The following is a 22,920-nucleotide window of genomic DNA, read 5'->3' on the forward strand; positions in this document are numbered from 1 at the left end:
GACGTTTCAAACTCTAGCCGATCCCCGCCCCGAAAGGCGAATCCGGCCGCAATCCATATAAACAGGCACACCGAATAAGGCATGAGCCGTGCCTGCCGTCGAAATGACAAAGCACAACCCAGCCCGAACCGGGAGGTGATGTTTCAAGGGATTGGCCGCTCCGGGACCGTCCGCGTAGACACGTGTCCGGTGCTCCCAGCCGAGCGACTAGAGAACACTACGCCGCCGGGCCGGGCGATGCAAACAGCCGCCGGCCGGACCCCGGGGAGAGGGGTCCGGCCGGCGGCGGCAGTGCGGCGGGGGCTCAGCTGTTGGTCGGGAACCCGAGGTTGATGCCGCCGTGCGAGGGGTCCAGCCAGCGCTGGGTGACGGCCTTGCCGCGGGTGAAGAACTGCACGCCGTCCGGGCCGTACGCGTGGGCGTCGCCGAAGAGCGAGGACTTCCAGCCGCCGAAGGAGTAGTAGGCGACCGGCACCGGGATCGGCACGTTGATGCCGACCATGCCGACCTCCACCTCGTACTGGAAGCGCCGGGCCGCACCGCCGTCGTTGGTGAAGATGGCGGTGCCGTTGCCGTAGGGGTTGGCGTTGATGAGCGCCACACCCTCCTCGTAGGAGGAGACCCGCACGACCGACAGCACCGGGCCGAAGATCTCGTCGTTGTAGACGGACATGCCGGGCTTGACGTGGTCGAACAGGGTGGGGCCGAGCCAGAAGCCGTCCGAGGTCGGCGCGCCGTTGCGGTCCTCGGCGGTGATCGGGTGCTTGCGGCCGTCGACCGCGAGCTCGGCGCCGTCGGCGACACCGGACTCGACGTAGGAGGTGACCTTGTCCCGGTGCTGGCCGGTGACCAGCGGGCCCATCTCGGAGTCGCCGTTGCAGCCCGGGCCGACCTTCAGGTTGGCGATCCGCTGCTTGATCTTGTCGACCAGCTCGTCGCCGATCGGGTCGACGGCGACCAGCACCGAGATGGCCATGCAGCGCTCGCCGGCCGCGCCGAAGCCGGCGTTGATGGCCGCGTCGGCGCTGAGGTCCAGGTCGGCGTCCGGCAGGACGAGCATGTGGTTCTTGGCGCCGCCGAGCGCCTGCACGCGCTTGCCGTAGCGGGTGCCGGTCTCGTAGACGTAGCGGGCGATCGGGGTGGAGCCGACGAAACTGACCGACTTGATGTCGGGGTGCTCCAGCAGGCGGTCGACGGAGACCTTGTCACCGTGCACGACGTTGAACACGCCGTCCGGCAGCCCGGCCTCCTTCCACAGCTCGGCCAGGAAGTTGGCGGCGGACGGGTCCTTCTCGGACGGCTTCAGGACGACGGTGTTGCCGGCCGCGATCGCGATCGGGAAGAACCACATCGGCACCATCGCCGGGAAGTTGAACGGCGAGATGACGGCCACCGGGCCGAGCGGCTGGCGGATCGAGTAGACGTCGATGCCGGTGGACGCCTGCTCGGTGAAGCCGCCCTTGACGAGCTGCGGGATGCCGCAGGCGTACTCGACGACCTCCAGGCCGCGGGCGATCTCGCCGAGCGCGTCGGAGTGCACCTTGCCGTGCTCGGCGACGATGATCGCGGCCAGCTCGTCCCGGCGGGCGTTGAGCAGCTCGCGGAAGTTGAAGAGCACCGTGGTGCGCTTGGCGATCGAGGCGTTGCGCCACTCGACGAAGGCCGAGGCGGCGGCGGCCACCGCCTGGTCGACCTCGTCGATCCCGGCGAAGTCGACGTGACCCGAGACCTGGCCGGTGGCCGGGTCGAAGAGGTCACCGCGGCGGGGTGCGGCGCCGGCGGTGGCGACCGGCCGGCCACCGATCCAGTGAATGATGTGCTTGCTCATGGTCCGTCTGCCTCCGAAGTCCCGGGCGGCGTCCTGCCGCCGGTCCCTTGTGTGGCGCCGCCCGCGAGAGGGCCGGGCGACGGGATCACGGGGCTACCGCGCTCATCACCCAGTCTGCTGGCCGTCACCGCCCGCCTCAACGAACAGGCTGACGGGGATCCGGGATTCAGCCTTACAGGTCGTCGGCCGTATCGGCCGGACGGGCGAAGCTCAGGCCCCACCGGACCCCGTCGCCCCGTCCGCCGCCTCCCGGGCACCGGCCGACCGCGCGCCCGCCGCGTCCTCGACCGGTGCCGCCTCGACGTCGTCCTCGACCTCCGGGTCCTCCTGGGCCTCGACGTCCTCCAGGTACGGATCGTGCAATCCGTCCGCGGCCTCCTGGGTCTCCAGCAGGTCGAGGCGGAGGTCCTGCGACCACGCCAGCGCCCACCGCTTCAGCCCGGCCACCGCGCCGCCCGCCGCTCCCCGGGCCCGGAACCGTCCGTCGGCGGCGTCGGCCAGCGTCTCCAGCCGGTCGGCGAGGACGGCGGGCTGGAAGTCCGCGTCCAGTGCGGTGGCCAGTGCGAGCAGCTCCCCCTCCCGGTACCAGGCGGTCAGGGCGTGCACGTCGAGCAGGTCCCGGGGCAGGCCCCGGTCGGCGAGCAGCGCGGTGGCGAGTCCGGCCGCGTCCTCCAGGGCGACGACGGTCATCGTCAGCGGGGGCTCGCCGACCGCCGGCGCGCCGAGGTCGAGGCGGACCGGGCGGTGGCCCAGCGGCTCCTTGCGCAGCTCCACCGTGTGCGACCGCCCGCCGAGCGTCAGCCGGACGGACAGCTGTTCCAGGCGCGGGGTGCCCGGGCGCTCGGCCACCCCGCCGCCCGCCGCCCGGTAGGCGGCGGCCAGCTCGGCGGCGGCCTGCGGCAGATCGGTGCCGCCGTCGGCCACCAGGGTCAGCCCGTCCTGGGCGCAGGCCGGCACCCCGTGGGCGCGCAGCGCGTGCCCACCGGCGAGCGCGAGCCCGAGCCGGTCGCAGACGGGCCGGGCCGGCTCGGCGAGCCGCAACTGCGCCCGGCCGGGGCGGAGGAAGGGGTCGACGGCGTCCGGGGCGGTGGTCATCCTCCCAGTCTGGCGCGGCCGCCCGGGCCGTGCGCCGGGCCGTGCGCCGGGCCGCGTCCGGGCGGCCGCCCCGGCTCCGGCGCCGCGGCGGCGTCACCAATCGCTGAGCCGGGCGGCGGCCTCGTGCAGGGCGAGTTCCAGCACGACCGGGTCGTTGAGCCGTCCGGAGCCGTCGGGCGGGACGAGCCAGCACACGCCGCGGTTGCGCCGTTCGGGGTGCGGTACGACGATCCAGGTGCCTTCGCCGGCGCACCGGACGCCCGTCCCGACCCAGCGCGCGGCCGTGCCGACGGGGACGAGGAAGCCGACGCTCTCGCCGGCGGAGTCGCCGAGCACCGGCCCGCAGGATCGGGAGTCGAGGATGTCGATGACGGGACGGCCGAGCCGGCCGGGTACCGAGAGGACGTCCCAGCGCCGGCCGGCCGGCAGCAGCATCAGGCCCAGCCCGCTGCGTTCCCACTGTTCCCGGAAGGCGTCCGGGTCCGGTGCCGCCTGGGCGAGCCAGTGCAGTCCGGTGCTCTCCATGTCCTGTCCCCGTTTCTCAGCGCGCTGCTGATCGTGGCGCGGCGGGAAACCGAGACCCGCCGTCACCAACGAGAGGCGGACGGCGGGTCTCTCTTACACGGATAGCGCGATCACCTCGCCGAACGGATGGATCGGCTCGGCTCTGCTCGGCTCGGATCAGCTCGGCTCGGCTCAGCTCGGATCAGCTCGGATCAGCTCGGCTCGGCTCGGCGGATTCTCCGCGCCGACCACCGGATCAGCCGGTGATCGGCGCGGAAGGCCGTCGGGGCGGCCGCTCAGCTGTCGAAGCCCAGCCCCATCCGGTCGAGGGTGCGCAGCCAGAGGTTGCGGTGCCCACCGGTCCGGTCGGCGCGCTCCAGCGAGCGGGTGGTGAGCTCGATGCCGGCCCAGCGCACCGGCTCGGGCGGGAACGGCAGCGGCTTGGAGCGGACCATCTCCAGCGAGGTGCGCTCGGTGCGCTCCCCGGCCAGCAGGTCGAGCATCACCTCGGCGCCGAACCGGGTGGCGCCCACCCCCAGCCCGGTGTACCCGGCGGCGTAGGCGACCCGGCCGCGGTGCGCGGTGTCGAAGAACGCCGAGAACCGGCTGCAGGTGTCGATCGCGCCGCCCCAGGCGTGGGTGAAGCGCAGCCCCTCCAGCTGCGGGAAGCAGCGGAAGAAATTGTGCGCCAGGGTTCGGAAGGTCTCCGGCCGCTGGTCGTACTCGTGCCGGACGTGTCCGCCGTAGTGGTAGACGGCGTCGTAGCCGCCCCAGAGGATGCGGTTGTCGGCGGAGAGCCGGAAGTAGTGGAACTTGTTGGCGCTGTCGCCGAGCCCCTGCCGCCCCTTCCAGCCGATCGCGGCGAGCTGCTCGGCGCTGAGCGGCTCGGTCATCAGCGCGTAGTCGTACACCGGGACGACGAACGGGCGGACCCGCTTGACCAGCGACGGGAAGACGTTGGTGCCGAGCGCGACCCGGCGGGCGAAGACCCGTCCGTACGGGGTGCGGACGGCCATGCCGCCGCCGTGCTCCCTGAGGTCCGTCGCCCGGGTGTGCTCGAAGATCCGCACGCCCTGGGAGAGGCAGGCGTCCTTGAGGCCCCAGGCGAGTTTGGCGGGGTGGACCATCGCCACGCCCTCCTTGTCCCAGAGCCCGCCGAGGAAGGTCGGCGAGTCGACCTCGGCCCGCAGCTCGTCGCGGTCGAGCACGGTGATGTCGAGTCCGTACTCGGCGACCGCCTCGGCGACCTCCTGCAGCTCGGCGAGCTGGTGGGGCTGGGTGGCGACGTCGATCTCGCCGGTGCGCTCCCACTCGGCGTCGATCCCGTAGCGCGCGATGGTCGCCTCGATGCCGTCCAGGTTGGCCGCGCCGAGGCGTTCGAGCTGGGCGAGTTCGGCGGGCCAGCGCTGCAGCCCGTTGCCGAAACCGTGGGTCAGGCTGGCCGCGCAGAATCCGCCGTTGCGCCCGGACGCGGCCCACCCCACCTCGTTGCCCTCGACCAGGACGACGTCCAGGGAGGGGTCGCGCTCCTTGGCGACGAGGGCGGTCCAGAGGCCGGAGTATCCGCCGCCGACGACCAGCAGGTCGCAGGTGGTGTCGCCGACGAGGGCGGGCAGCGCCGCCGGCCGGCCCGGGTCCTCCAGCCAGAAGGGGGTGGGCCTGGCGTCACTGAGCGCGCGGGCGGAGTCCATGCATTATCAGCCACTTTCTGCACATCGATGATGGTTGTCGGCCGCTCCCGACGCTACGTCGGGGGCGCCGGCGGTGCCGGTCAGGCGGTGGCCTTCCGGCGGTTCCCGAGCCACTGACCGGCGACGGTCAGCACCACCGCGGCGATGAACATCGCGGTGCCGATGACGTTCACCTGCACCGGGATGCCGCGCTGCGAGGCGCCCCAGACGAACATCGGGAAGGTGACCGTGGTCGGGCCCGAGTTGAACTGGGTGATGATGAAGTCGTCGAAGGAGAGCGCGAAGCTGAGCAGCGCGCCGGCGGCGATGCCGGGGGCGACCAGCGGCAGGGTGACCCGCAGGAAGGTCTGGGTCGGGGTCGCGTAGAGGTCCTGGGCGGCCTGTTCGAGCCTCGGGTCCATGCTCATCACCCGCGCCTTGACCGCCGTCACCACGAAGCTCAGGCAGAACATGATGTGCGCGATGAGGATCGTGGTGAAGCCGAACGGGATCCGCATGTTGAGGAAGAGCGTGCCGAGCGAGGCGGCCATCACCACCTCCGGCATGGCCATCGGCAGGAAGATCATCGCGGTGGTGGCGGAGCGGCCGCGGAAGCGGTAGCGGGCCAGCGCGAAGGCGACCATGGTGCCGAGCACGGTGGCGCCGACGGTCGCGAGCACCGCGACCTCCAGGCTCAGCGACAGCGACTGGCACATGTCGGCCACACCGCAGGGATCTGTCCAGGCGTCGGTGGAGAACTCGGACCACTCGTAGTTGAACTTGCCGACCGGCTTGTTGAACGAGAAGGCCAGGACCACCAGGTTGGGCAGCACCAGGTAGGCCAGGGCCAGCAGGCCGGCCAGCACCACCAGGTGGGCCCGGATCCACTTGATCACTCGGGACATCAGACCAGTTCCTCCGTCCCGGCCTTGCGCATGTAGACCGTCACCATCCCCAGGATCAGGGCCATCAGGATGAAGCTCAGCGCTGCCGCGGTGGGGTAGTCGAGCACGTTGAGGAACTGCTTCTGGATGCCGTTGCCGACCATCTGCTCGCTCGGCGAGCCCAGCAGCTGGGCGTTGATGTAGTCGCCGGAGGCCGGGATGAAGGTGAGCAGCGTGCCCGCGACCACGCCGGGCAGCGAGATCGGGAAGGTCACCTTGCGGAAGGTCGTGAACGGGCGGGCGTACAGGTCTCCGGCCGCCTCGTGCAGGCGCGGGTCGATCCGCTCCAGCGAGGTGTAGAGCGGCAGGATCATGAACGGGAGGAAGTTGTAGGTCAGGCCGCACACCACCGCGAGCGGCGTGGCCAGCACCCGGTCGCCGGAGGTGAGGCCGACGGCGCTGGTCAGGTCCAGGACGTGCAGCGCGTTGAGCGCGCCGACCACCGGGCCGCCGTCCGAGAGGATCGTCTTCCAGGCCAGCGTGCGGATCAGGAAGCTGGTGAAGAACGGCGCGATCACCAGGATCAGGATGACGTTGCGCCAGCGCTTGCTCGCCTTGAAGGCGATCGTGTAGGCGAGCGGGTAGCCGATGGCCAGGCAGAACAGCGTGGCGGTGGCCGCGTAGCCGAACGAGCGGACGAAGTGCCAGCGGTACTCGACCAGGGCGTCCCAGTAGGTGGCGACGTGCCAGGTGACCTTGAAGCCGCTCTCCAGCGAGCCGGTCTGCAGCGAGGTGGAGGCCTGGTAGACCATCGGCACCGCGAAGAAGACGACCAGCCAGGCTATGCCCGGCAGCAGCAGCCAGTACGGGGTGAGCTTTCGCCTGGGCCGCGCGGCCGGTCCGGGCAGCGGGCCGCCGTCGGGGGGTACGGCCTGCGGCGGCGCCACGGCGGTGGTGGTGGTCATGCCGCCTCCTCCCCGGTGCCCGCGTCGATCGCCTGGGCGGCGTCCAGGGCGAAGGAGTGCGCCGGGTTCCAGTGCAGGACGACCGGCGCACCGGGGACGATCCGGGTGTCGCGCTCCATGTTCTGCTCGAAGACGGTCACCTCCTGGCCGCCGTCGGTGCGCACCAGGTACTGGGTGGAGACGCCGATGAAACTGGAGTCGACCACGGTGCCGCCCAGCCGGTTGCGGCCGTCGGCGACCTCGGCGGAGGAGTGCTCGATGGTGATCTTCTCCGGCCGGACGCCGAGGTGGACCTTCCTCGCGTCGGCGGCGCACCGGGCCTTCGGCACGGAGAGCCGGGCGCCGGCGGCGCTGAGCAGGAGGTCGCCGCCCTGCTGCCCGGTCACGTCGGCGGGCAGCAGGTTGGACTGGCCGAGGAAGTTGGCCACGAAGGTGGTGGCGGGGTTCTCGTAGAGCTCGGCGGGGGCGCCGAGCTGCTCGACCCGGCCGCCGTTCATCACCGCGATGGTGTCGGCCATCGTCATGGCCTCCTCCTGGTCGTGGGTGACGTGGACGAAGGTGATGCCGACCTCGGTCTGGATCCGCTTGAGCTCCAGCTGCATCTGGCGGCGGAGCTTGAGGTCGAGGGCGCCGAGCGGTTCGTCGAGGAGGAGCACCTGGGGGTGGTTGATCAGGGCGCGGGCGACGGCGACGCGCTGCTGCTGGCCGCCGGAGAGCTGGTGCGGCTTGCGGCGGGCGTACTGGCCGAGCTCCACCAGCTCCAGCATGTCGTCGACCTGCTTCTTGACGTCCTTCTTGCCGCGCCGGCGCAGGCCGAAGGCGACGTTCTCGAAGATGTCGAGGTGCGGGAAGAGCGCGTAGCTCTGGAAGACGGTGTTCACCGGGCGCTTGTACGGGGGCAGCGCGGTGACGTCCTGGCCGCCGATCAGGACGGTGCCGCTGGTGGGCTCCTCCAGCCCGGCGATCATGCGCAGGGTGGTGGTCTTGCCGCAGCCGGAGGCGCCGAGCAGGGCGAAGAAGGAGCCCTGTGGGACGGTCAGGTCGAGCGGGTGGACGGCGGTGAAGGCGCCGTAGGTCTTGCCGATGCCGGTGAGGCGGACGTCGCCACCGGTGGCCGCGGAGCGCAGCTGCTCAGTCATGGGTGGTGTCTCTCTGGTTCTCTGCCGTCAGGGGGTCAGGCGCCGATGAGCTTGGAGAACTTCTCCTCGAAGGAGCTCTCCTCGGCCTCGGTCAGGCTGCGGAACACGTGCGCCTTCGCCGCCATCTCGGGGGTGGGGACGACCAGCGGGTTGGCCGCGGTGTCCGGGGCGATGGCCGCGAGCTCCTTCTCCATCCCGGTGACGGCGGAGACGTAGCCGATGCCCGCGGCCAGCTGCGCCGCGATCTTGGGCTGATAGTAGAAGTCGATCAACTTCTCGGCGTTGGCCTTGTGCCGGGCCTTGGCCGGGACGAGCATGTTGTCGGTCCCGTAGACGAAGCCCTGCTCCGGGACGACGAACTCGATGTCCGGGTTGTCGGCGCGGAGTTGGATCAGGTCGCCGCCCCAGGCGACGCAGGCCGCGATGTCCCCGGAGGAGAGCTCCTGGCCGTAGTCGTTGCCGGTGAAGCGGCGGATCTGCTTGCCGTCCACCGCCTTCTGCAGCCGGGCGATCGCCGCGTCGTAGTCGTCGGCGGTGAACTTCGCCGGGTCCTTGCCCATGTCCAGCAGGGTCATCCCGACGCTGTCGCGCATCTCGGAGAGGAAGGTGACCCGGCCCTTGAGGTCCTGGTCTTCCAGCAGCTGGGCGACGCTGGTGACCTCCTTGCCCCTGGTCGCCTTCCGGTTGTACGCGATCACGACCTGGATGCCGGCCCACGGGTAGGAGTAGAGCCGGCCCGGGTCCCAGTCGGGGGCGCGGAAGCGGGAGTCCACGTTGGTGATCGCGGTGGTGACGTTGGCCGGGGTGAGCTTCTGCGCCCAGCCGAGCCGGATCAGCCGGGCGGCCATCCAGTCGGTGAGCACCATCAGGTCGCGGCCGGTGTCCTGGCCGGCCGCGAGCTGTGGCTTGACCTTGCCGAAGAACTCGACGTTGTCGTTGATGTCCTCGGCGTACTTGACCCTGATCCCGGTGGCCGCGGTGAAGGCCTCCAGCGAGCCGTGCTTCTCCTGGTCGTTCTCGTCGGTGTCGATGTAGAGCGGCCAGTTGGAGAAGCTCACCTCCCGCTCGCCCTCCGACAGGTCGGGGGCGGCGTTCGCGGTGGAGTCCCCGGTGCCGGCGGTGCCCGCCGCCGGGATGCCGCAGGCGGCCAGCGTGCCCGCACCGGCGGTGAGGGCGGCGGCGCGCAGCAGGGTCCGCCTGCCGACGGCGGCCCGGCCACTGGTCAGACTGCGTTCCCAGGCCCTGCGGACCGGTTCGGGCAGACCGTCGGTGAGCTCGTTGAACACCATGGAACGGGCCTCCTGGGGGGAGAGGTCGGGTCGGGGCGGTGGGGGAACGCCCCTGGGAGGGGTTATCTGTCTCCGAAGACGGTGCGGTGCCAGTCCTTGCGGGCCACCGCCGTGGTGTCGAACATGACGTGCTTGACCTGCGTGTACTCGTCCAGCGAGTACTGCGACATGTCCTTGCCGTAACCGGAGGACTTGTAGCCGCCGTGCGGCATCTCGCTGATGATCGGGATGTGGTCGTTGACCCAGACGCAGCCCGCCGCGATCTCCCGGGTGGCGCGCAGCGAACGGTGCACGTTGCTCGTCCACGCCGAGGCGGCCAGGCCGTACGGGGTGTCGTTGGCCAGCCGCAGCCCCTCGTCGTCGCCGTCGAAGGGCAGCACGACCAGGACCGGGCCGAAGATCTCGCCCTGGACGATCTCGCTGTCCTGCGCCGCGTCGGTGACGAGGGTCGGCAGGTAGTAGGCGCCGCGGGTGAGGTCGGTGCCGTCGTGGCCCTTGTCGGGGGCGTGTCCGCCGGTGACGACGGTGGCGCCGTACCCGCGGGCCCGCTCGACGAAGCTGGCCACCCGGTCGCGGTGGGTGTGGGAGACCAGCGGGCCGAGGTCGGTCCGCTGGTCCAGCGGGTCGCCGAGCCGGATCGTGCGGTAGAGGTCGGCGACGCCCGCCACGAAGGCGTCGTAGAGCGGCCGCTGCACGTACGCGCGGGTGGCGGCGGTGCAGTCCTGGCCGCTGTTGATCAGCGAGGCGGCGACCGCTCCGTGCACGGCGGCGTCCAGGTCGGCATCGTCGAAGACCACGAACGGGGCCTTGCCGCCCAGCTCCAGGTGGGTGCGCTTGACGGTCGCGGTGGCGAGTTCGGCGACCCGTCGGCCGACCGGGGTGGAGCCGGTGAAGGAGACCATCGCGACGTCCGGGTGCGCGACCAGGCGCTCGCCAGCGGTGCGCCCGGCGCCGGTGACCACGTTGACCACGCCGTCCGGGATGCCGGCCGCGGTGCAGGCCCGGGCGAACATCACCGAGGTCAGCGGGGTCAACTCGGCCGGCTTGAGGACGATGGTGTTGCCCGCCGCGATCGCCGGGAGGATCTTCCAGGCGGCCATCTGGAGCGGGTAGTTCCACGGCGAGATCGAGCCGACCACGCCGATCGGCTCGCGCCGCACGTACGAGGTGTGGTCCCCCGAGTACTCGCCGGCCGCCTTGCCCTCCAGGTTGCGGGCGGCGCCCGCGAAGAAGGCGGCGTTGTCGATCGTGCCGGGGACGTCGAACTCGGTGGAGAGCTTGACCGGCTTGCCGGTCTGCGCGGACTCCACCCGGGCGAGGTCGGCGCCGGCCTCGGTGAGCACGGCGGCGAGCCTGGTCAGCGCCTCCGAGCGGGCGCCCGGGGTGGCGCCGGCCCACTCGGGCAGCGCGGCGCGGGCGGCGGCCACGGCGGCGTCGACCTGCTCGGTGGAGGCGAGGGAGATCTGCTCGACCACGCTGCCGTCCGCCGGGTTGACGACCTGGAAGGGCTCGCCGCTCCCCCGGCTCTGCCGGCCGGCGATGTACTGCGCGCCCGCGCCGAAGTCGGTCAGGTCCATCTGTTCCTCCAAGTGCCGGTGGTTCGACTGCCCGCAAGGCGAAAGACCGCCTGATCCGCCATGGTGCAGGTGCCGGCGGGCGGGGGACCGCACCGGCGTCGTACGACTGGTCGAGTCGCCGCGTCCTCGGTGCGGGGGAAACCGGCCCGGTCGGTCACCGGGATGCGCGATCCTGACAGCCGGGCGTGACCCCGGCAAGGGATTCCGGTGTTGCTTTCCGGTCACGCGACGGATTCCCGCGGTTGTGTCGTCTTTCGCCACAGCCGACCCGCTGACCATGCCCGGTGCCGCCGGGGCGTGACAAGGGTCACCCCGGAAAGCTAGCCGCGCAGGGCCTTACAGGGTGCAAGGGTTCCGGCAGGGCGACAGTTCGTCGCCGCGCGCGATGATTTACCTGACACTCTGAACCCTGGAGGCCCGCGATGCTCCCCACCGTCGCCCGTGTGCTCGACCTGGAGGTGATGCGGCGCGGCCTCCCCCAGGTCGTCGCCGGCACCGACCACCTGGAGCGCCCGGTCCGCTGGGTCCACGTCAGCGAACTGCCCGACGTCGCCGGGGTGCTCCAGGGCGGCGAGCTGGTGCTGACCACCGGCATCGCGCTGCCCGAGGACCGCGAGGGACTGGCCCGGTACGTGCGGGAGCTGGACGAGGTCGGCGTGGCCGGCCTGGCCATCGAGTTCGGCCGGCGCTACTTCGACTCGCTGCCCCGCGCCCTGGTGCACGCCGCCGAGCAGCGCGGTCTCCCGCTGATCGCGCTCCGCCGCGAGCTGCGCTTCGTCGCCGTCACCGAGGCCGTGCACGCCCTGGTGGTGAACGCCCAGCTGGAGCAGCTGCGCATCTCGGAGGCGGTCCACCAGGTCTTCAACGAGCTTGTGGTGGAGGGCGCCGAGCCGGCCGAGGTGGTCCGTCAGGTGGGCCGGATGGCGGGCGGGCCGGTGGTGCTGGAGAACCTCGCCCACCAGGTGCTGGCGCACGACACCGCCGGCCGGCCCGAGACCGAGCTGCTGGAGGACTGGGAACGCCGCTCGCGCGGGGTCCGCCCGCCCGGCCGTACCGGTCACGACCCGCGCAGCGGCTGGCTGGTCACCACGGTCGGCGCCCGCGGCCAGGACTGGGGCCGGCTCGTCCTGGTCGCCGACCCGGGGCCGCTGCCCGAGGGCACCGCGCACCCGCACACCATGCTGCTGGAGCGCGGCGCCTCCGCGCTCGCCCTCAACCGGCTGGTGGTGCGCGACCGCGAGAGCCTGGAGCGGCAGACCCACCGCACGCTGCTCTCCGGCATCCTCACCCATGCCCTGACCGTCTCCGAGGTGGCGCTGCGCGCCCAGGCCCTCGGCGTGCCGCTGGAGGGCCGCCGGCTGGTCGGGGTGGTCCTGCGGCAGCGGCGCGGACCGATCCCGGCCGCCCTGGAGGCCCAGGCCAGGCTGCGCGACTTCACCGAGCTGGCGGCCACCGCGATCCGGAGTTGCCGGCTCTCCGCGCTCGTCGGCGCGCTGGACGACGAGGGCGTCGGCGTGCTGATCGCCCTCGCCGCCCAGCAGGACGAGCACGCCGCGCTGGACGCCTTCGCCGCGGCGCTGCGCCGGCTGACGGCGGAGGCCGACCGGGAGGCCGCCCCCGCGCCGGCGCCGGTGGTCGCCGCCGGCTCCTCGGTCGGCTCGGTGCGCGACGCCCGGCGCACCCTGCTGGAGGCCACCCAGGTCGCCGACGCCGCACTGCACGACGCCCCCGGCGGCCGGGCGGCCGCGTACTACCGGCTGCCCGACGTCCGGCTCCGCGGCCTGCTGCACCTGCTGCGCGACGACGCCCGGCTGCAGACCTACGTCGAACGCGAGCTGGGCCCGCTGCTCGCCTACGACGCCGAGCACAACGCCCAGTTGGTGCAGATGCTGCGGATCTACCTGGAGCAGGGCCGGAACAAGTCGGCGGCGGCCGACGCCGCGCACCTGTCCCGGCCGTCCTTCTACGACCGGCTGCACAAGGTCGAACGGATCCTCGGCGTCGACCTCGACCAGGTGGAGTCCTGCCTCTCGCTGCACGTCGCGCTGCTCGGGCTGGACGCGGTGCGCCGCTGAGCCGCGGCCCCCTCGGCCGGCCCCCTGCGGCTAGACCCCGGTGATGCGGCCCCAGACCTTGTGCAGGCCTGGACGCTCGGCCGAGGTGACGTCGCGCATGGTGTGCAGCCGTGCCCGCATCTCGTCGGTCGGGAACAGCAGCGGGTGCTCCGCCAGCTCGGCCTTCTCCTTGTCCCCGCTGTCCGCCAGCACCTCGCGGGCGGCCGGCACCGGGCAGATGTACTGCACGGCGGCGGCCAGCTCGGCGGCCACCTCGGGTCGGTAGTAGTGGTCGATGAGCAGCTCGGCGTTGGTCTTGTGGTCGGCCCGGTTGGGTATCAGCAGGCTCTCCGCCCAGAGCTCGCCGCCCTCCTCGGGCACCACGAAGGCGATGTCCGGGTTCTCGGCGGTGAGCTGGACGGCGTCACCGGAGTAGGCCTGGCAGGCCAGCGCGGCCCCCGAGGCCAGGTCGCTGGTGTAGTCGTTGCCGGTGAAGCGGCGGATGTGCCGGCCGTCGACCATCTTCTGGACCAGGTCCATCGCCCGGTGCGCGTCGTCCTCGGTGAAGGCCCCGATGTCGGCGCCGTACCCGAGCATCAGCAGGCCGAGCGCCTCGTCCAGCCCGGCGAACAGGGTGACCCGGCCCTTGAGGTCGGGGGCCCAGAGGTCGGCGGTCGACCTGATTTCGCGGCCCAGCTCCTTGCGGTTGTAGGCGATGCCGGTGATCCCGGACTGCCACGGCACGCTGCGCCGGCGCCCGGGGTCGAAGGCCGGGTTCGCCAGCTGCGGATCGAGCTGGGCGGTGACGTTGGGCAGGTTGGCGCGGTCCATCGCCTGTACCCAGCCGAGCGAGACGTACCGCCCGGCCATCCAGTCGCTGACCACCATGAGATCCCGGCCGGGGTCGCTGCCCTGGGTGAGGACCGGGCCGATCTTCCCGAAGAACTCGTCGTTGTCGTTGATGTCCTCGGTGTAGGTGACCTTGATCCCGGTCCGCTCGGTGAAGGCGTCCAGGGTCGGCCGGTTGCCGTCGTCGTCGACGTCGATGTACTGCGTCCAGTTGGAGAACGCCAGCCGCTTCTCGCTCCCCGAGCGGTCGGGCGCGGAGCGGTGGTCCTCGGCCACGTAGGCGGACGGGATGCCGCAGCCGGTCAGGGCGCCGGCGCCGATCAGCCCGGCGGTGCCGAGCACGCCGCGGCGGGTGAGGGTGGTGCGGGACAAGGTGGGCCTCCGGGGCGTGGGACGGCCCCGGGCGCACGCGGGCACCCGGGGCCGTCCTGTCGGGTCTGATACGTCGTCGGGCCACGTGCACGCCGGACTGTGTGCTGGTCGGACTGCCTACTGGTCGGACGGTCCGCCGGTCAGACGGTGTGCTCGTCGGTCAGCGACAACACCTCGTCGAGCACGGCGAGACCGGCCTTGGCCTCCTCCTCCGTGACGGTGCACGGCGGGACGACGTGGAAGCGGTTCATGTTGACGAACGGCCAGAGCCCGCGCTTCTTGCAGGCGGCGGCCAGCTCGGCCATCGGCGCGTTGGCGGGGCCGGCCGCGTTGTACGGCACCAGCGGCTCGCGGGTGGCGCGGTCCTTGACCAGGTCCAGCGCCCAGAACACGCCGAGGCCGCGGACCTCGCCGATCGAGGGGTGCCGCTCGGCCAGCTCGCGCAGACCGGGGCCGATCACGTCCTCGCCGATCCGTGCGGCGTTCTCGACGATGCCCTCCTCCGCCATCGTGTTGATGGTGGCGACGGCCGAGGCGCAGGCCAGCGGGTGGCCCGAGTAGGTGAGCCCGCCGGGGAACGGCCGCTCGGCGAAGGTCGCGGCGATCTCCGCGCTGATCGCCACCCCGCCGAGCGGGACGTACCCGGAGTTGACGCCCTTGGCGAAGGTCAGCAGGTCCGGGGTGACGCCCCAGTGGTCGGCGGCGAACCAGGCGCCGGTGCGGCCGAAGCCGGCCATCACCTCGTCCAGGATGAGGACGATGCCGTAGCGGTCGCAGATCTCGCGCACCCCGGCCAGGTAGCCCGGCGGCGGGATCAGGATGCCGGCGGTGCCGACCACGGTCTCCAGGATGATCGCCGCGACCGTGCCCGGGCCCTCGAACGCGATCACCTGCTCCAGGTGCTCCAGCGCGCGCTCGCACTCCTGCGCCTCGTTCTCGGCGTGGAAGTTGGAGCGGTAGGCGTACGGGCCCCAGAAGTGCACGACACCGGAGACGCCGGTCTCGTTGGCCCAGCGGCGCGGGTCGCCGGTGAGGGCGATCGCGTTGGCGGTGGCGCCGTGGTATGAGCGGTAGGTCGCCATGACCTTCTGCCGCCCGGTGTGCAGCCGGGCCAGCCGGATGGCGTTCTCGTTGGCCTCGGCGCCGCCGTTGGTGAAGAAGATCTTGTCGAGGTCCCCGGGGGTGCGCTCGGCGATCAGCCGGGCGGCCTCGCTGCGCGACTCGACGGCGAAGCCGGGGGCGATGGTGCAGAGCTTCGCGGCCTGCTCCTGGATCGCGGCGACCACCTTCGGGTGCTGGTGCCCGATGTTGGTGTTCACCAGCTGCGAGGAGAAGTCGAGGTAGCGGTTGCCGTCGTAGTCCCAGAAGTACGAGCCCTCGGCGCCGGCCACCGCGAGGGGGTCGATCAGCGCCTGGGCGGACCACGAGTGGAAGACGTGCGCGCGGTCGGCGGCCTTGACGGCCTGGCCGGCAGCTGAGTCAGCGGTGGGGATGCTCATGCGGCAAGGCTAGGGAGTCGCGGTGCCGAAGTGCAGGTTCATCCTGTCAGGCGGTCACCCGAACGGCCGACAGGATGGCAAGGCGGAGGGCCCGGGCCGTTCCCGACCCGGGCCCTTCGCCAGACCCGTGACCGCGACTGGATCGCAGTGAACCGACTAGATCGCAGTCATACCCCGCCCGACGGTCACGACCTGCTAGATCGCAGTCATACCCCGCCCAATGGTCACGACCTGCTAGATCGCAGTCATGACGTGCTTCACCCGGGTGTAGTCCTCGAACCCGTAGGAGGAGAGGTCCTTGCCGTAGCCCGACTTCTTGAAGCCGCCGTGCGGCATCTCGGCGACCAGCGGGATGTGGGTGTTGATCCAGACGCAGCCGAAGTCCAGGCGGCGAGACATCCGCATGGCGCGGGCGTGGTCCTTGGTCCAGACCGAGGAGGCCAGCGCGTACTCGACGCCGTTGGCGTAGCCGACCGCCTGGTCCTCGTCGGAGAACTTCTGCACGGTGATGACCGGGCCGAAGACCTCGTTCTGGATGATCTCGTCGTCCTGGTTCAGCCCGGAGACGACGGTCGGGGCGTAGAAGTAGCCCTTGTCGCCGACCCGGTGGCCGCCGGCCTCGACCTTGGCGTGCGTCGGCAGGCGGTCGATGAAGCCGGTGACCTGCTTCAGCTGGTTGGCGTTGTTCAGCGGGCCGTACAGCACGTCCTCGTCGTCCACTCCACCGGTCTTGGTCTCGGCCGCGGCCTTGGCCAGCGCCTCGACGAAGGCGTCGTGGATCGACTCGTGCACCAGCACGCGGGTGGCGGCCGTACAGTCCTGGCCGGCGTTGAAGAAGCCGGCGACCGAGATGCCCTCGACGGCCTCGGCGATGTCCGCGTCCTCGAAGACCACGACCGGGGCCTTGCCGCCCAGCTCCAGGTGGACGCGCTTGACGTCCTTGGCCGCCGACTCGGCGACCGAGATGCCGGCGCGCACCGAGCCGGTGATGGAGGCCATCGCCGGGGTGGGGTGCTCGACCATGGCCTGGCCGGTCTCGCGGTCGCCGCAGATCACATTGAAGACGCCGGCCGGCAGCTCCATGTCCTTGAGGATGCCGCCGATGATCTCGGCCAGCAGCACGGTGGAGGCCGGGGTGGTGTCCGACGGCTTCAGCACCACGGTGTTGCCCGCGGCGATGGCCGGGGCGAACTTCCAGACGGCCATCATCATCGGGTAGTTCCACGGCGCGACCTGGGCGCAGACGCCGACCGGCTCGCGGCGGACGATCGAGGTCATCCCGTCCATGTACTCGCCCGCGGCCTTGCCCTCCAGCAGGCGGGCGGCGCCGGCGAAGAAGCGGATCTGGTCCACCATCGGGCCGATCTCCTCGGAGAGGGTCAGCGCGCGGGGCTTGCCGGTGTTGCGGACCTCGGCGTCCACGATCTCGTCGGCACGGGACTCGACCGCGTCGGCGATCTTGAGGAGCAGCTTCTGGCGGGTGCTCGGGGTGGCGTCGCGCCAGACCGGGAAAGCGGCGTCGGCGGAGGCCATCGCGGCGTCGACATCGGCGGCGCCGGACAGCGGGGACGTCGCGTAGACCTCGCCGGTGGTGGGGTCCACGATGTCGAGCGTGCGGCCGTCCGCCGCATCGACGAACTCACCGTTGATGTAGTTGCGCAGCGTGCGAAGGTCGCTCACGGGTCTCTCCTCGGTCTGGGCCTGCGGCATTGCAGATTCCGGCGCCATGGTACGTCGGCGGGTCCGCCGGGCGAAGGGCGCCGAGTGGCCGCGCCGGGCGCGGCGCGGTCCACTGTTCGGGGGAACGCGCGCTGCGCTGCGAAGCCGCGCGCGTACCGGACCAGGGTAGCCGTACGACAGCCGGTATCGACAGGACAACTTCGACACGGCAATGAAATCCGTACATGATTTCCAAGATCACGACGAAATCAGCAGATCCCGCGCTTGCGATCAGAGGGCCGATCAGGCACAGTGGCGGCGTGGCCAACCGCGACCGGAACGCCAGCGTTCCCCTCGACGCCGCCTCCAAGGCGATCATCGAGCAGCTCCAGGAGGACGGGCGCCGCCCGTACGCCGCCATCGGCAAGGCCGTCGGCCTGTCCGAGGCAGCCGTACGGCAACGCGTCCAGAAGCTGCTCGACCAAGGCGTGATGCAGATCGTCGCCGTCACGGACCCGCTCACCGTCGGCTTCACCCGCCAGGCGATGGTCGGGATCCGGGTCGAGGGCGACATCGAGCCCGTCGCCGACGCGTTGGCCGCCCTCGACGAGGTCGACTACGTCGTCTGCACCGCAGGCTCGTTCGATCTCCTGGCCGAGCTGGTCTGCGAGGACGACGAGCACCTGCTCGAAATGATCAACAAGCGCATCCGCGCGCTTCCCGGCGTGCGGAGCACCGAGAGCTTCGTTTACCTGAAGCTCCGGAAACAGACCTACACCTGGGGCACCCGATGACAGCCGACCCGGCGCAGAAGGACCTTTCCAAGACCGCCTACGACCACCTGTGGATGCACTTCACCCGCATGTCGTCGTACGAGAACTCCCCCGTGCCGACGATCGCCAGGGGCGAGGGCACCTACATCTGGGACGACAAGGGCCGGAAGTACATCGACGGCCTCTCCGGCCTGTTCGTGGTGCAGGCCGGCCACGGCCGCGTCGAGCTCGCCGAGGCCGCTGCCAAGCAGGCCAAGGAGCTCGCCTTCTTCCCGGTGTGGAGCTACGCCCACCCGAAGGCCGTCGAGCTGGCCGAGCGCCTGGCCAACTACGCCCCGGGCGACCTGAACAAGGTGTTCTTCTCCACCGGTGGCGGCGAGGCCGTCGAGACCGCGTGGAAGCTGGCCAAGCAGTACTTCAAGCTGACCGGCAAGCCCACCAAGTACAAGGTCATCTCGCGTGCGGTCGCCTACCACGGCACCCCGCAGGGCGCCCTGTCGATCACCGGCCTGCCGGGCCTGAAGGCCCCGTTCGAGCCGCTGGTGCCGGGCACCCACAAGGCCCCGAACACCAACATCTACCGTGCCCCGGCCTTCCTCGAAGGCCCGGACGGCACCGTCGACCCCGAGGCCTACGGCCGCTGGTGCGCCGACGAGATCGAGGTGGCGATCCTCAACGAGGGTGCCGAGACCGTCGCCGCCGTCTTCGTCGAGCCGGTGCAGAACGCCGGTGGCTGCTTCCCGCCGCCGCCCGGGTACTTCCAGCGCCTGCGCGAGATCTGCGACCGCCACGACGTGCTGCTGGTCTCGGACGAGGTCATCTGCGCCTTCGGCCGCCTGGGCACCATGTTCGGCGCCGACAAGTTCGGCTACCAGCCCGACATGATCACCTGCGCCAAGGGCATGACCTCGGGCTACTCCCCGATCGGCGCCACGATCATCTCGGACCGCCTGGCCGAGCCGTTCTACAAGGGTGACAACACCTTCCTGCACGGCTACACCTTCGGTGGCCACCCGGTCTCCTCCGCGGTGGCGCTCGCCAACCTCGACATCTTCGAGCGCGAGGGCCTGAACCAGCACGTGCTGGACAACGAGGCGAACTTCCTCGGCACCCTGAACAAGCTGCGCGACCTGCCGATCGTCGGCGACGTCCGCGGCAACGGGTACTTCTACGGCATCGAGCTCGTGAAGGACAAGGTCACCAAGGAGTCGTTCAACGACGACGAGGTCGAGCGCGTGCTCTACGGCTTCCTGTCGAAGGCGCTCTTCGACAACGGCCTGTACTGCCGCGCCGACGACCGTGGCGACCCGGTCGTCCAGCTGGCCCCGCCGCTGATCTCCGACCAGTCGACCTTCGACGAGATCGAGCAGATCCTGCGGACCAGCCTCACCGACGCGTGGGCCAAGATCTGACGACCTGATCTTCCTTCCCCACCCTCCGCCGCAGGGCGGTCCCGCTCCCCGCGGGACCGCCCTGCGGCGTTTCCCGGACGATCTCTCGGACCAAACACGCCTGTTTCCGGGTGATTTGCCCCTGATGGGCCAGTGCGCCGCCACCGCGCCGGGCCCCGGTCGTTCTAATCTGACGACTGTCATATCCCTGCGGCCACCCAGGATGGAACCTCATGTCAGCGGCCCCGCCTGACAACGACGTGCTGTGGGCCCGGGGGATCGTCAAGTCCCATCACGGCACCCCCGCCCTGCGCGGCATCTCGCTCGGCGTCCGGGACGGCGAGGTGCTGGCGGTCACCGGCCCGCGCGGCTCCGGCAAGAGCACCCTGCTCGGCTGTCTCTCCGCCCTCATCCCGGTCGACGAGGGGGAGGTCTGGTTCAACAGCGCCCCCGTCCACACCCTCGGCCGGGCCGGCCGCGAACGGCTGCGCCGCGACCGCTTCGGCTTCGTCGGCTCCGAACCGCACCTGGTGCCCGAGCTGACCGCCCGGGAGAACGTCGCCCTGCCCCTGCTGCTGGCCGGCGCCGGCAACAAGGCCGCGTACACCGCCGCCACCGAGTGGCTGGAGCGGCTCGACATCGGCGACATCGCCCGACTGCGGCCCGACCGGCTGATCCAGAGCCAGCGCCAGCGGATCGCCGTCGCCCGCGCGCTCGCCCCGCTGCCCCCGGTCGTCTTCGCCGACGACCCGACCGCGCCGCTGCACCGCGAGGCCGCCGACCAGATCCTGCGGATACTGACCAGCGCGGCCCGCTCGCACCAGCTCACCCTCGTCCTGGCCACCCACGACCCCGAGCTCGTCCGGTACGCGGACCGCGCCGTCGCGCTCGTCGACGGACGGCTGGCCGCCCCCGCCGCCCCCGTCCCGCGCGGCACCCCCGGACCGGCCGGAATCGCCGGAACCGCCGGAACCGCCGCCGCGCCGGGAGCCACCGGAGCGTCCACCGTGTCGGCCACGCGCCGATGACGCCGCCCCGCCGCTGAAAGAGTCGACGTGTTCTATCTCCGTCTGGCCCGGGGCTACCGGGTGCCCGACCTCGGCCGCTGGCTGCTCACCGCGCTGGCCGGCGCGGTCGTCGCCGCGTTCCTGCTGCGCGCCCTCGGCCGGGCGATGAGCGACCCGGCGGGCGGCGCCGACGCCGTCGCCCGGCTGCTCTGGTGCCTGCCCCCGCTCGCCGCGGTCGCCTGGTTCGCCGCCGTGGCCGCCCGCGCGGTACCGGCCCGGCGCCCCGAACGGATCACCGGCCTCACCGCGGCCGGCGCCGGCTCCGCCCGGATCCGGACCCTGATCGCCGGCGAGATCGCGCTCGCCTGCACCCTCGGCTCCGCGCTGACCCTGCTGCTCTTCCTGGTCCTGCGCAACGACATCGCCGGGCCCTCGCTCGCCCCCGAGGTCGGCATGGGCCTTCCGCTGCCGGCCGCCGCGCCCGTCACGCTGATCGCCCTGGTCCCGCTCACCGCGGGGATCGCGGCGGCCACCGCGGTGCCGATCGCCGAGACCCTGCCCGGCAGGCGGCAGCCCGTACCGACCGGCTTCGGCCCCCTGCGGATCGCCCTGCCGGTCGGACTGGCCGTGATCGGCCTCGCCCTGGAACTCATCGCGCTGCGTCCCGGCGCCGCCGCCGACGGCCGCCCGATCCACCTGCCGGCCGGGCTCGGCTCCACCAGCACCGCCGCGCTGGGCGGCTGGGCGGCGAGCGCCGTCGGGCTCGCCCTGCTCACCGGACCGCTGCTGTCCTGGACCGGAACGCTGCTCGCCGTCGGCCGGCCGACCCCCCTGCGGCTGCTCGCCGGACGGGGGCTGACCGCGCAGGCCCGCCGGCTCGGCCCGCCGCTGGCCGTGCTCACCCTGGCGGTCGCGGTGGTACTCACCACCATCCGCTACTGGATCGGGGTGCCCGGCAGCGCCGACACCCTGCCCGCCGTCGAGGCCTGTCTGGTGCTGGGCTGTGCGGTGGCCGCCGTGGTGTCCCGGCTGGCCGAGCTCCGCACCGCCCGCCGGGACGTCGCCGACGCCTTGCTGCGGATCGGCACCCCGCCCCGGTTGCTGTTCGGTGCGGTGGCCCTGCGGACCCTCGCGGTCGGCACCGTGCTGCTGGTCACCGGCGGGCTGACCGCCGCGCTGGCGGCCGCCGGTCTGCGCTGAACCGGCGCGCGCACCGGGCCGGGCCCGGCGGGGCCGGCCCGGTGTCTCAGCCCGCCGCGGCGAGCTGGCCGCAGGCGCCGTCGATCTCCTGGCCGCGGGTGTCACGGACGGTGGTGGGCACGCCGTGCGCCTGCAGCCGCCGGACGAACTCGCGCTCGTCCTCGGGCCGGGAGGCCGTCCACTTGGAACCCGGCGTCGGGTTCAGCGGGATCAGGTTGACGTGCACCCGATGGTTCTTGATCAGCCGGCCGAGCAGGTCCGCCCGCCACGCCTGGTCGTTGATGTCCTTGATCAGCGCGTACTCGATGGAGATCCGGCGACCGGACTTCTCCGCGTAGTTCCACGCCGCGTCCAGCACCTCGGCGACCTTCCACCGGGTGTTGACCGGCACCAGCTCGTCACGCAGCTCGTCGTCCGGGGCGTGCAGCGACAGCGCGAGGCGGCAGGAGAGGCCCTCGTCCGCGAGGCGGTTCATCGCCGGCACCAGGCCCACGGTGGAGACGGTGATGCCGCGCTGGGAGAGGCCGAAGCCGTCCGGCGCCGGGTCGGTGAGCCGGCGGATCGAGGCCAGCACGCGGTTGTAGTTCGCCAGCGGCTCGCCCATGCCCATGAAGACCACGTTGGAGAGGCGGGCCTCACCGCCCGGGATCTCGCCCTCCTTGAGCGCGCGCATCCCGGCCGCGATCTGCTCGACGATCTCGGCGGTGGAGAGGTTGCGCGTCAGCCCGGCCTGGCCGGTCGCGCAGAACGGGCAGTTCATGCCGCAGCCCGCCTGCGAGCTGATGCACATGGTGACCCGGTCCGGGTAGCGCATCAGCACCGACTCGACGAGCGTGCCGTCGAACAGCTTCCAGAGCGTCTTGCGGGTGTTGTCGTCGTCGCACGACACGTGCCGGACCACCGACATCAGCTCGGGCAGCAGGCTCTCGGTGAGCTTCTCCCGGCTGGCGGCGGGGATGTCCGTCCAGCTCGCCGGGTCGTTCGACATCCGGCCGAAGTAGTGGTTCGAGAGCTGCTTGGCGCGGAACGGCTGCTCGCCCAGCTCGGCGACGGCCTCCTTGCGCTCGACGGGGCTCAGGTCGGCGAGGTGTCGCGGGGGCTTGGCGCCACGCGGCGCGACAAAGGTGAGTTCTCCGGGCTTAGGCATGGTTCATCCAGTGTCGCA

18 protein-coding genes are annotated in these 22,920 nt (G+C 71.8%); 5 read left to right on the top strand and 13 right to left on the bottom strand.

Features of this window, described 5'->3' with window-relative positions; all coding sequences use genetic code 11:
* Positions 1-304 precede the first annotated feature (304 nt).
* The 9 genes from ACIF6L_RS32540 to ACIF6L_RS32580 form a co-directional block, all read right to left on the bottom strand.
* Entirely contained in the window at positions 305-1,828 is a 1,524-nt protein-coding gene (locus ACIF6L_RS32540) for a CoA-acylating methylmalonate-semialdehyde dehydrogenase (RefSeq protein WP_329489800.1), read from the bottom strand.
* Positions 1,829-2,038: 210 nt separating this feature from the next.
* Positions 2,039-2,923 (bottom strand): hypothetical protein, encoded by an 885-nt coding sequence (locus tag ACIF6L_RS32545; protein ID WP_396491307.1) that lies wholly within the window; start codon positions 2,921-2,923, stop codon positions 2,039-2,041.
* A 93-nt stretch (positions 2,924-3,016) separates the two neighbouring features.
* Positions 3,017-3,448, bottom strand: coding sequence for a hypothetical protein (locus ACIF6L_RS32550; protein WP_396491306.1), 432 nt, complete (start codon positions 3,446-3,448; stop codon positions 3,017-3,019).
* 275 nt (positions 3,449-3,723) lie between these two features.
* Positions 3,724-5,118, bottom strand: coding sequence for an FAD-dependent oxidoreductase (locus tag ACIF6L_RS32555; RefSeq protein WP_329489797.1), 1,395 nt, complete (start codon positions 5,116-5,118; stop codon positions 3,724-3,726).
* A gap of 80 nt (positions 5,119-5,198) precedes the next feature.
* Positions 5,199-6,002: an ABC transporter permease gene (locus tag ACIF6L_RS32560; RefSeq protein WP_329489796.1), complete on the bottom strand. Its 804-nt coding sequence runs from the start codon at positions 6,000-6,002 to the stop codon at positions 5,199-5,201.
* A complete protein-coding gene (locus ACIF6L_RS32565; protein ID WP_352291681.1) occupies positions 6,002-6,946 on the bottom strand; it encodes an ABC transporter permease in 945 nt (314 codons plus the stop codon). Before ACIF6L_RS32565 ends, ACIF6L_RS32560 begins: the two co-directional genes overlap by 1 nt.
* Positions 6,943-8,085, bottom strand: coding sequence for an ABC transporter ATP-binding protein (locus ACIF6L_RS32570; protein ID WP_329489794.1), 1,143 nt, complete (start codon positions 8,083-8,085; stop codon positions 6,943-6,945). Before ACIF6L_RS32570 ends, ACIF6L_RS32565 begins: the two co-directional genes overlap by 4 nt.
* Positions 8,086-8,120: 35 nt before the next feature.
* A complete protein-coding gene (locus ACIF6L_RS32575) occupies positions 8,121-9,374 on the bottom strand; it encodes a spermidine/putrescine ABC transporter substrate-binding protein (protein WP_359807831.1) in 1,254 nt (417 codons plus the stop codon).
* Positions 9,375-9,436: 62 nt separating this feature from the next.
* Complete coding sequence (locus ACIF6L_RS32580) at positions 9,437-10,951, bottom strand: gamma-aminobutyraldehyde dehydrogenase (RefSeq protein ID WP_396491305.1); 1,515 nt, start codon at positions 10,949-10,951, stop codon at positions 9,437-9,439.
* A gap of 422 nt (positions 10,952-11,373) precedes the next feature.
* Between ACIF6L_RS32580 and ACIF6L_RS32585 the strand changes: the two genes are divergently transcribed.
* Complete coding sequence (locus ACIF6L_RS32585; protein ID WP_396491304.1) at positions 11,374-13,026, top strand: PucR family transcriptional regulator; 1,653 nt, start codon at positions 11,374-11,376, stop codon at positions 13,024-13,026.
* Positions 13,027-13,056: 30 nt separating this feature from the next.
* Here the strand turns inward: ACIF6L_RS32585 and ACIF6L_RS32590 are convergent, their stop codons facing one another.
* The 3 genes from ACIF6L_RS32590 to ACIF6L_RS32600 form a co-directional block, all read right to left on the bottom strand.
* Complete coding sequence (locus ACIF6L_RS32590; protein WP_329489790.1) at positions 13,057-14,226, bottom strand: spermidine/putrescine ABC transporter substrate-binding protein; 1,170 nt, start codon at positions 14,224-14,226, stop codon at positions 13,057-13,059.
* A 140-nt stretch (positions 14,227-14,366) separates the two neighbouring features.
* Positions 14,367-15,725 (bottom strand): aspartate aminotransferase family protein, encoded by a 1,359-nt coding sequence (locus ACIF6L_RS32595; RefSeq protein ID WP_329489789.1) that lies wholly within the window; start codon positions 15,723-15,725, stop codon positions 14,367-14,369.
* A 234-nt stretch (positions 15,726-15,959) separates the two neighbouring features.
* Positions 15,960-17,435 (bottom strand): gamma-aminobutyraldehyde dehydrogenase, encoded by a 1,476-nt coding sequence (locus tag ACIF6L_RS32600; protein ID WP_352291673.1) that lies wholly within the window; start codon positions 17,433-17,435, stop codon positions 15,960-15,962.
* Positions 17,436-17,704: 269 nt separating this feature from the next.
* Here ACIF6L_RS32600 and ACIF6L_RS32605 point away from each other — a divergent pair, with 269 nt between their 5' ends.
* The 4 genes from ACIF6L_RS32605 (at position 17,705) to ACIF6L_RS32620 (ending at position 21,755) form a co-directional block, all read left to right on the top strand.
* A complete protein-coding gene (locus tag ACIF6L_RS32605) occupies positions 17,705-18,178 on the top strand; it encodes an Lrp/AsnC family transcriptional regulator (protein ID WP_030306695.1) in 474 nt (157 codons plus the stop codon).
* A complete protein-coding gene (locus ACIF6L_RS32610; protein ID WP_329489787.1) occupies positions 18,175-19,569 on the top strand; it encodes an aspartate aminotransferase family protein in 1,395 nt (464 codons plus the stop codon). The genes ACIF6L_RS32605 and ACIF6L_RS32610 overlap by 4 nt, the downstream gene beginning before the upstream one ends.
* 212 nt (positions 19,570-19,781) lie before the next feature.
* On the top strand, positions 19,782-20,576 hold the full coding sequence (locus ACIF6L_RS32615; RefSeq protein WP_359807836.1) for an ABC transporter ATP-binding protein: 795 nt from the start codon (positions 19,782-19,784) through the stop codon (positions 20,574-20,576).
* A gap of 27 nt (positions 20,577-20,603) precedes the next feature.
* Positions 20,604-21,755, top strand: a complete 1,152-nt coding sequence (locus tag ACIF6L_RS32620) for a hypothetical protein (protein WP_396491303.1) — start codon at positions 20,604-20,606, stop codon at positions 21,753-21,755.
* 46 nt (positions 21,756-21,801) lie between these two features.
* On the opposite strand, the gene rlmN is transcribed toward ACIF6L_RS32620, so the two are convergent.
* Complete coding sequence (rlmN, locus tag ACIF6L_RS32625) at positions 21,802-22,902, bottom strand: 23S rRNA (adenine(2503)-C(2))-methyltransferase RlmN (RefSeq protein WP_329489784.1); 1,101 nt, start codon at positions 22,900-22,902, stop codon at positions 21,802-21,804.
* Positions 22,903-22,920: the final 18 nt, after the last annotated feature.

This window comes from Kitasatospora sp. NPDC086009 (genome assembly GCF_044540385.1).
In the GTDB taxonomy this organism is placed as follows: domain Bacteria; phylum Actinomycetota; class Actinomycetes; order Streptomycetales; family Streptomycetaceae; genus Kitasatospora.

Bases quoted from the DNA above. Each gene is read 5' to 3' on its own strand.
- ACIF6L_RS32595 (WP_329489789.1), bottom strand. From the start codon at position 15,725: ATGAGCATCCCCACCGCTGACTCAGCTGCCGGCCAGGCCGTCAAGGCC.
- ACIF6L_RS32545 (WP_396491307.1), bottom strand. From the start codon at position 2,923: ATGACCACCGCCCCGGACGCCGTCGACCCCTTCCTCCGCCCCGGCCGG.
- ACIF6L_RS32560 (WP_329489796.1), bottom strand. From the start codon at position 6,002: ATGTCCCGAGTGATCAAGTGGATCCGGGCCCACCTGGTGGTGCTGGCC.
- ACIF6L_RS32575 (WP_359807831.1), bottom strand. From the start codon at position 9,374: ATGGTGTTCAACGAGCTCACCGACGGTCTGCCCGAACCGGTCCGCAGG.
- ACIF6L_RS32555 (WP_329489797.1), bottom strand. From the start codon at position 5,118: ATGGACTCCGCCCGCGCGCTCAGTGACGCCAGGCCCACCCCCTTCTGG.
- rlmN (WP_329489784.1), bottom strand. From the start codon at position 22,902: ATGCCTAAGCCCGGAGAACTCACCTTTGTCGCGCCGCGTGGCGCCAAG.
- ACIF6L_RS32585 (WP_396491304.1), top strand. From the start codon at position 11,374: ATGCTCCCCACCGTCGCCCGTGTGCTCGACCTGGAGGTGATGCGGCGC.
- ACIF6L_RS32615 (WP_359807836.1), top strand. From the start codon at position 19,782: ATGTCAGCGGCCCCGCCTGACAACGACGTGCTGTGGGCCCGGGGGATC.
- ACIF6L_RS32600 (WP_352291673.1), bottom strand. From the start codon at position 17,435: ATGCCGCAGGCCCAGACCGAGGAGAGACCCGTGAGCGACCTTCGCACG.
- ACIF6L_RS32550 (WP_396491306.1), bottom strand. From the start codon at position 3,448: ATGGAGAGCACCGGACTGCACTGGCTCGCCCAGGCGGCACCGGACCCG.
- ACIF6L_RS32610 (WP_329489787.1), top strand. From the start codon at position 18,175: ATGACAGCCGACCCGGCGCAGAAGGACCTTTCCAAGACCGCCTACGAC.
- ACIF6L_RS32580 (WP_396491305.1), bottom strand. From the start codon at position 10,951: ATGGACCTGACCGACTTCGGCGCGGGCGCGCAGTACATCGCCGGCCGG.
- ACIF6L_RS32540 (WP_329489800.1), bottom strand. From the start codon at position 1,828: ATGAGCAAGCACATCATTCACTGGATCGGTGGCCGGCCGGTCGCCACC.
- ACIF6L_RS32570 (WP_329489794.1), bottom strand. From the start codon at position 8,085: ATGACTGAGCAGCTGCGCTCCGCGGCCACCGGTGGCGACGTCCGCCTC.
- ACIF6L_RS32565 (WP_352291681.1), bottom strand. From the start codon at position 6,946: ATGACCACCACCACCGCCGTGGCGCCGCCGCAGGCCGTACCCCCCGAC.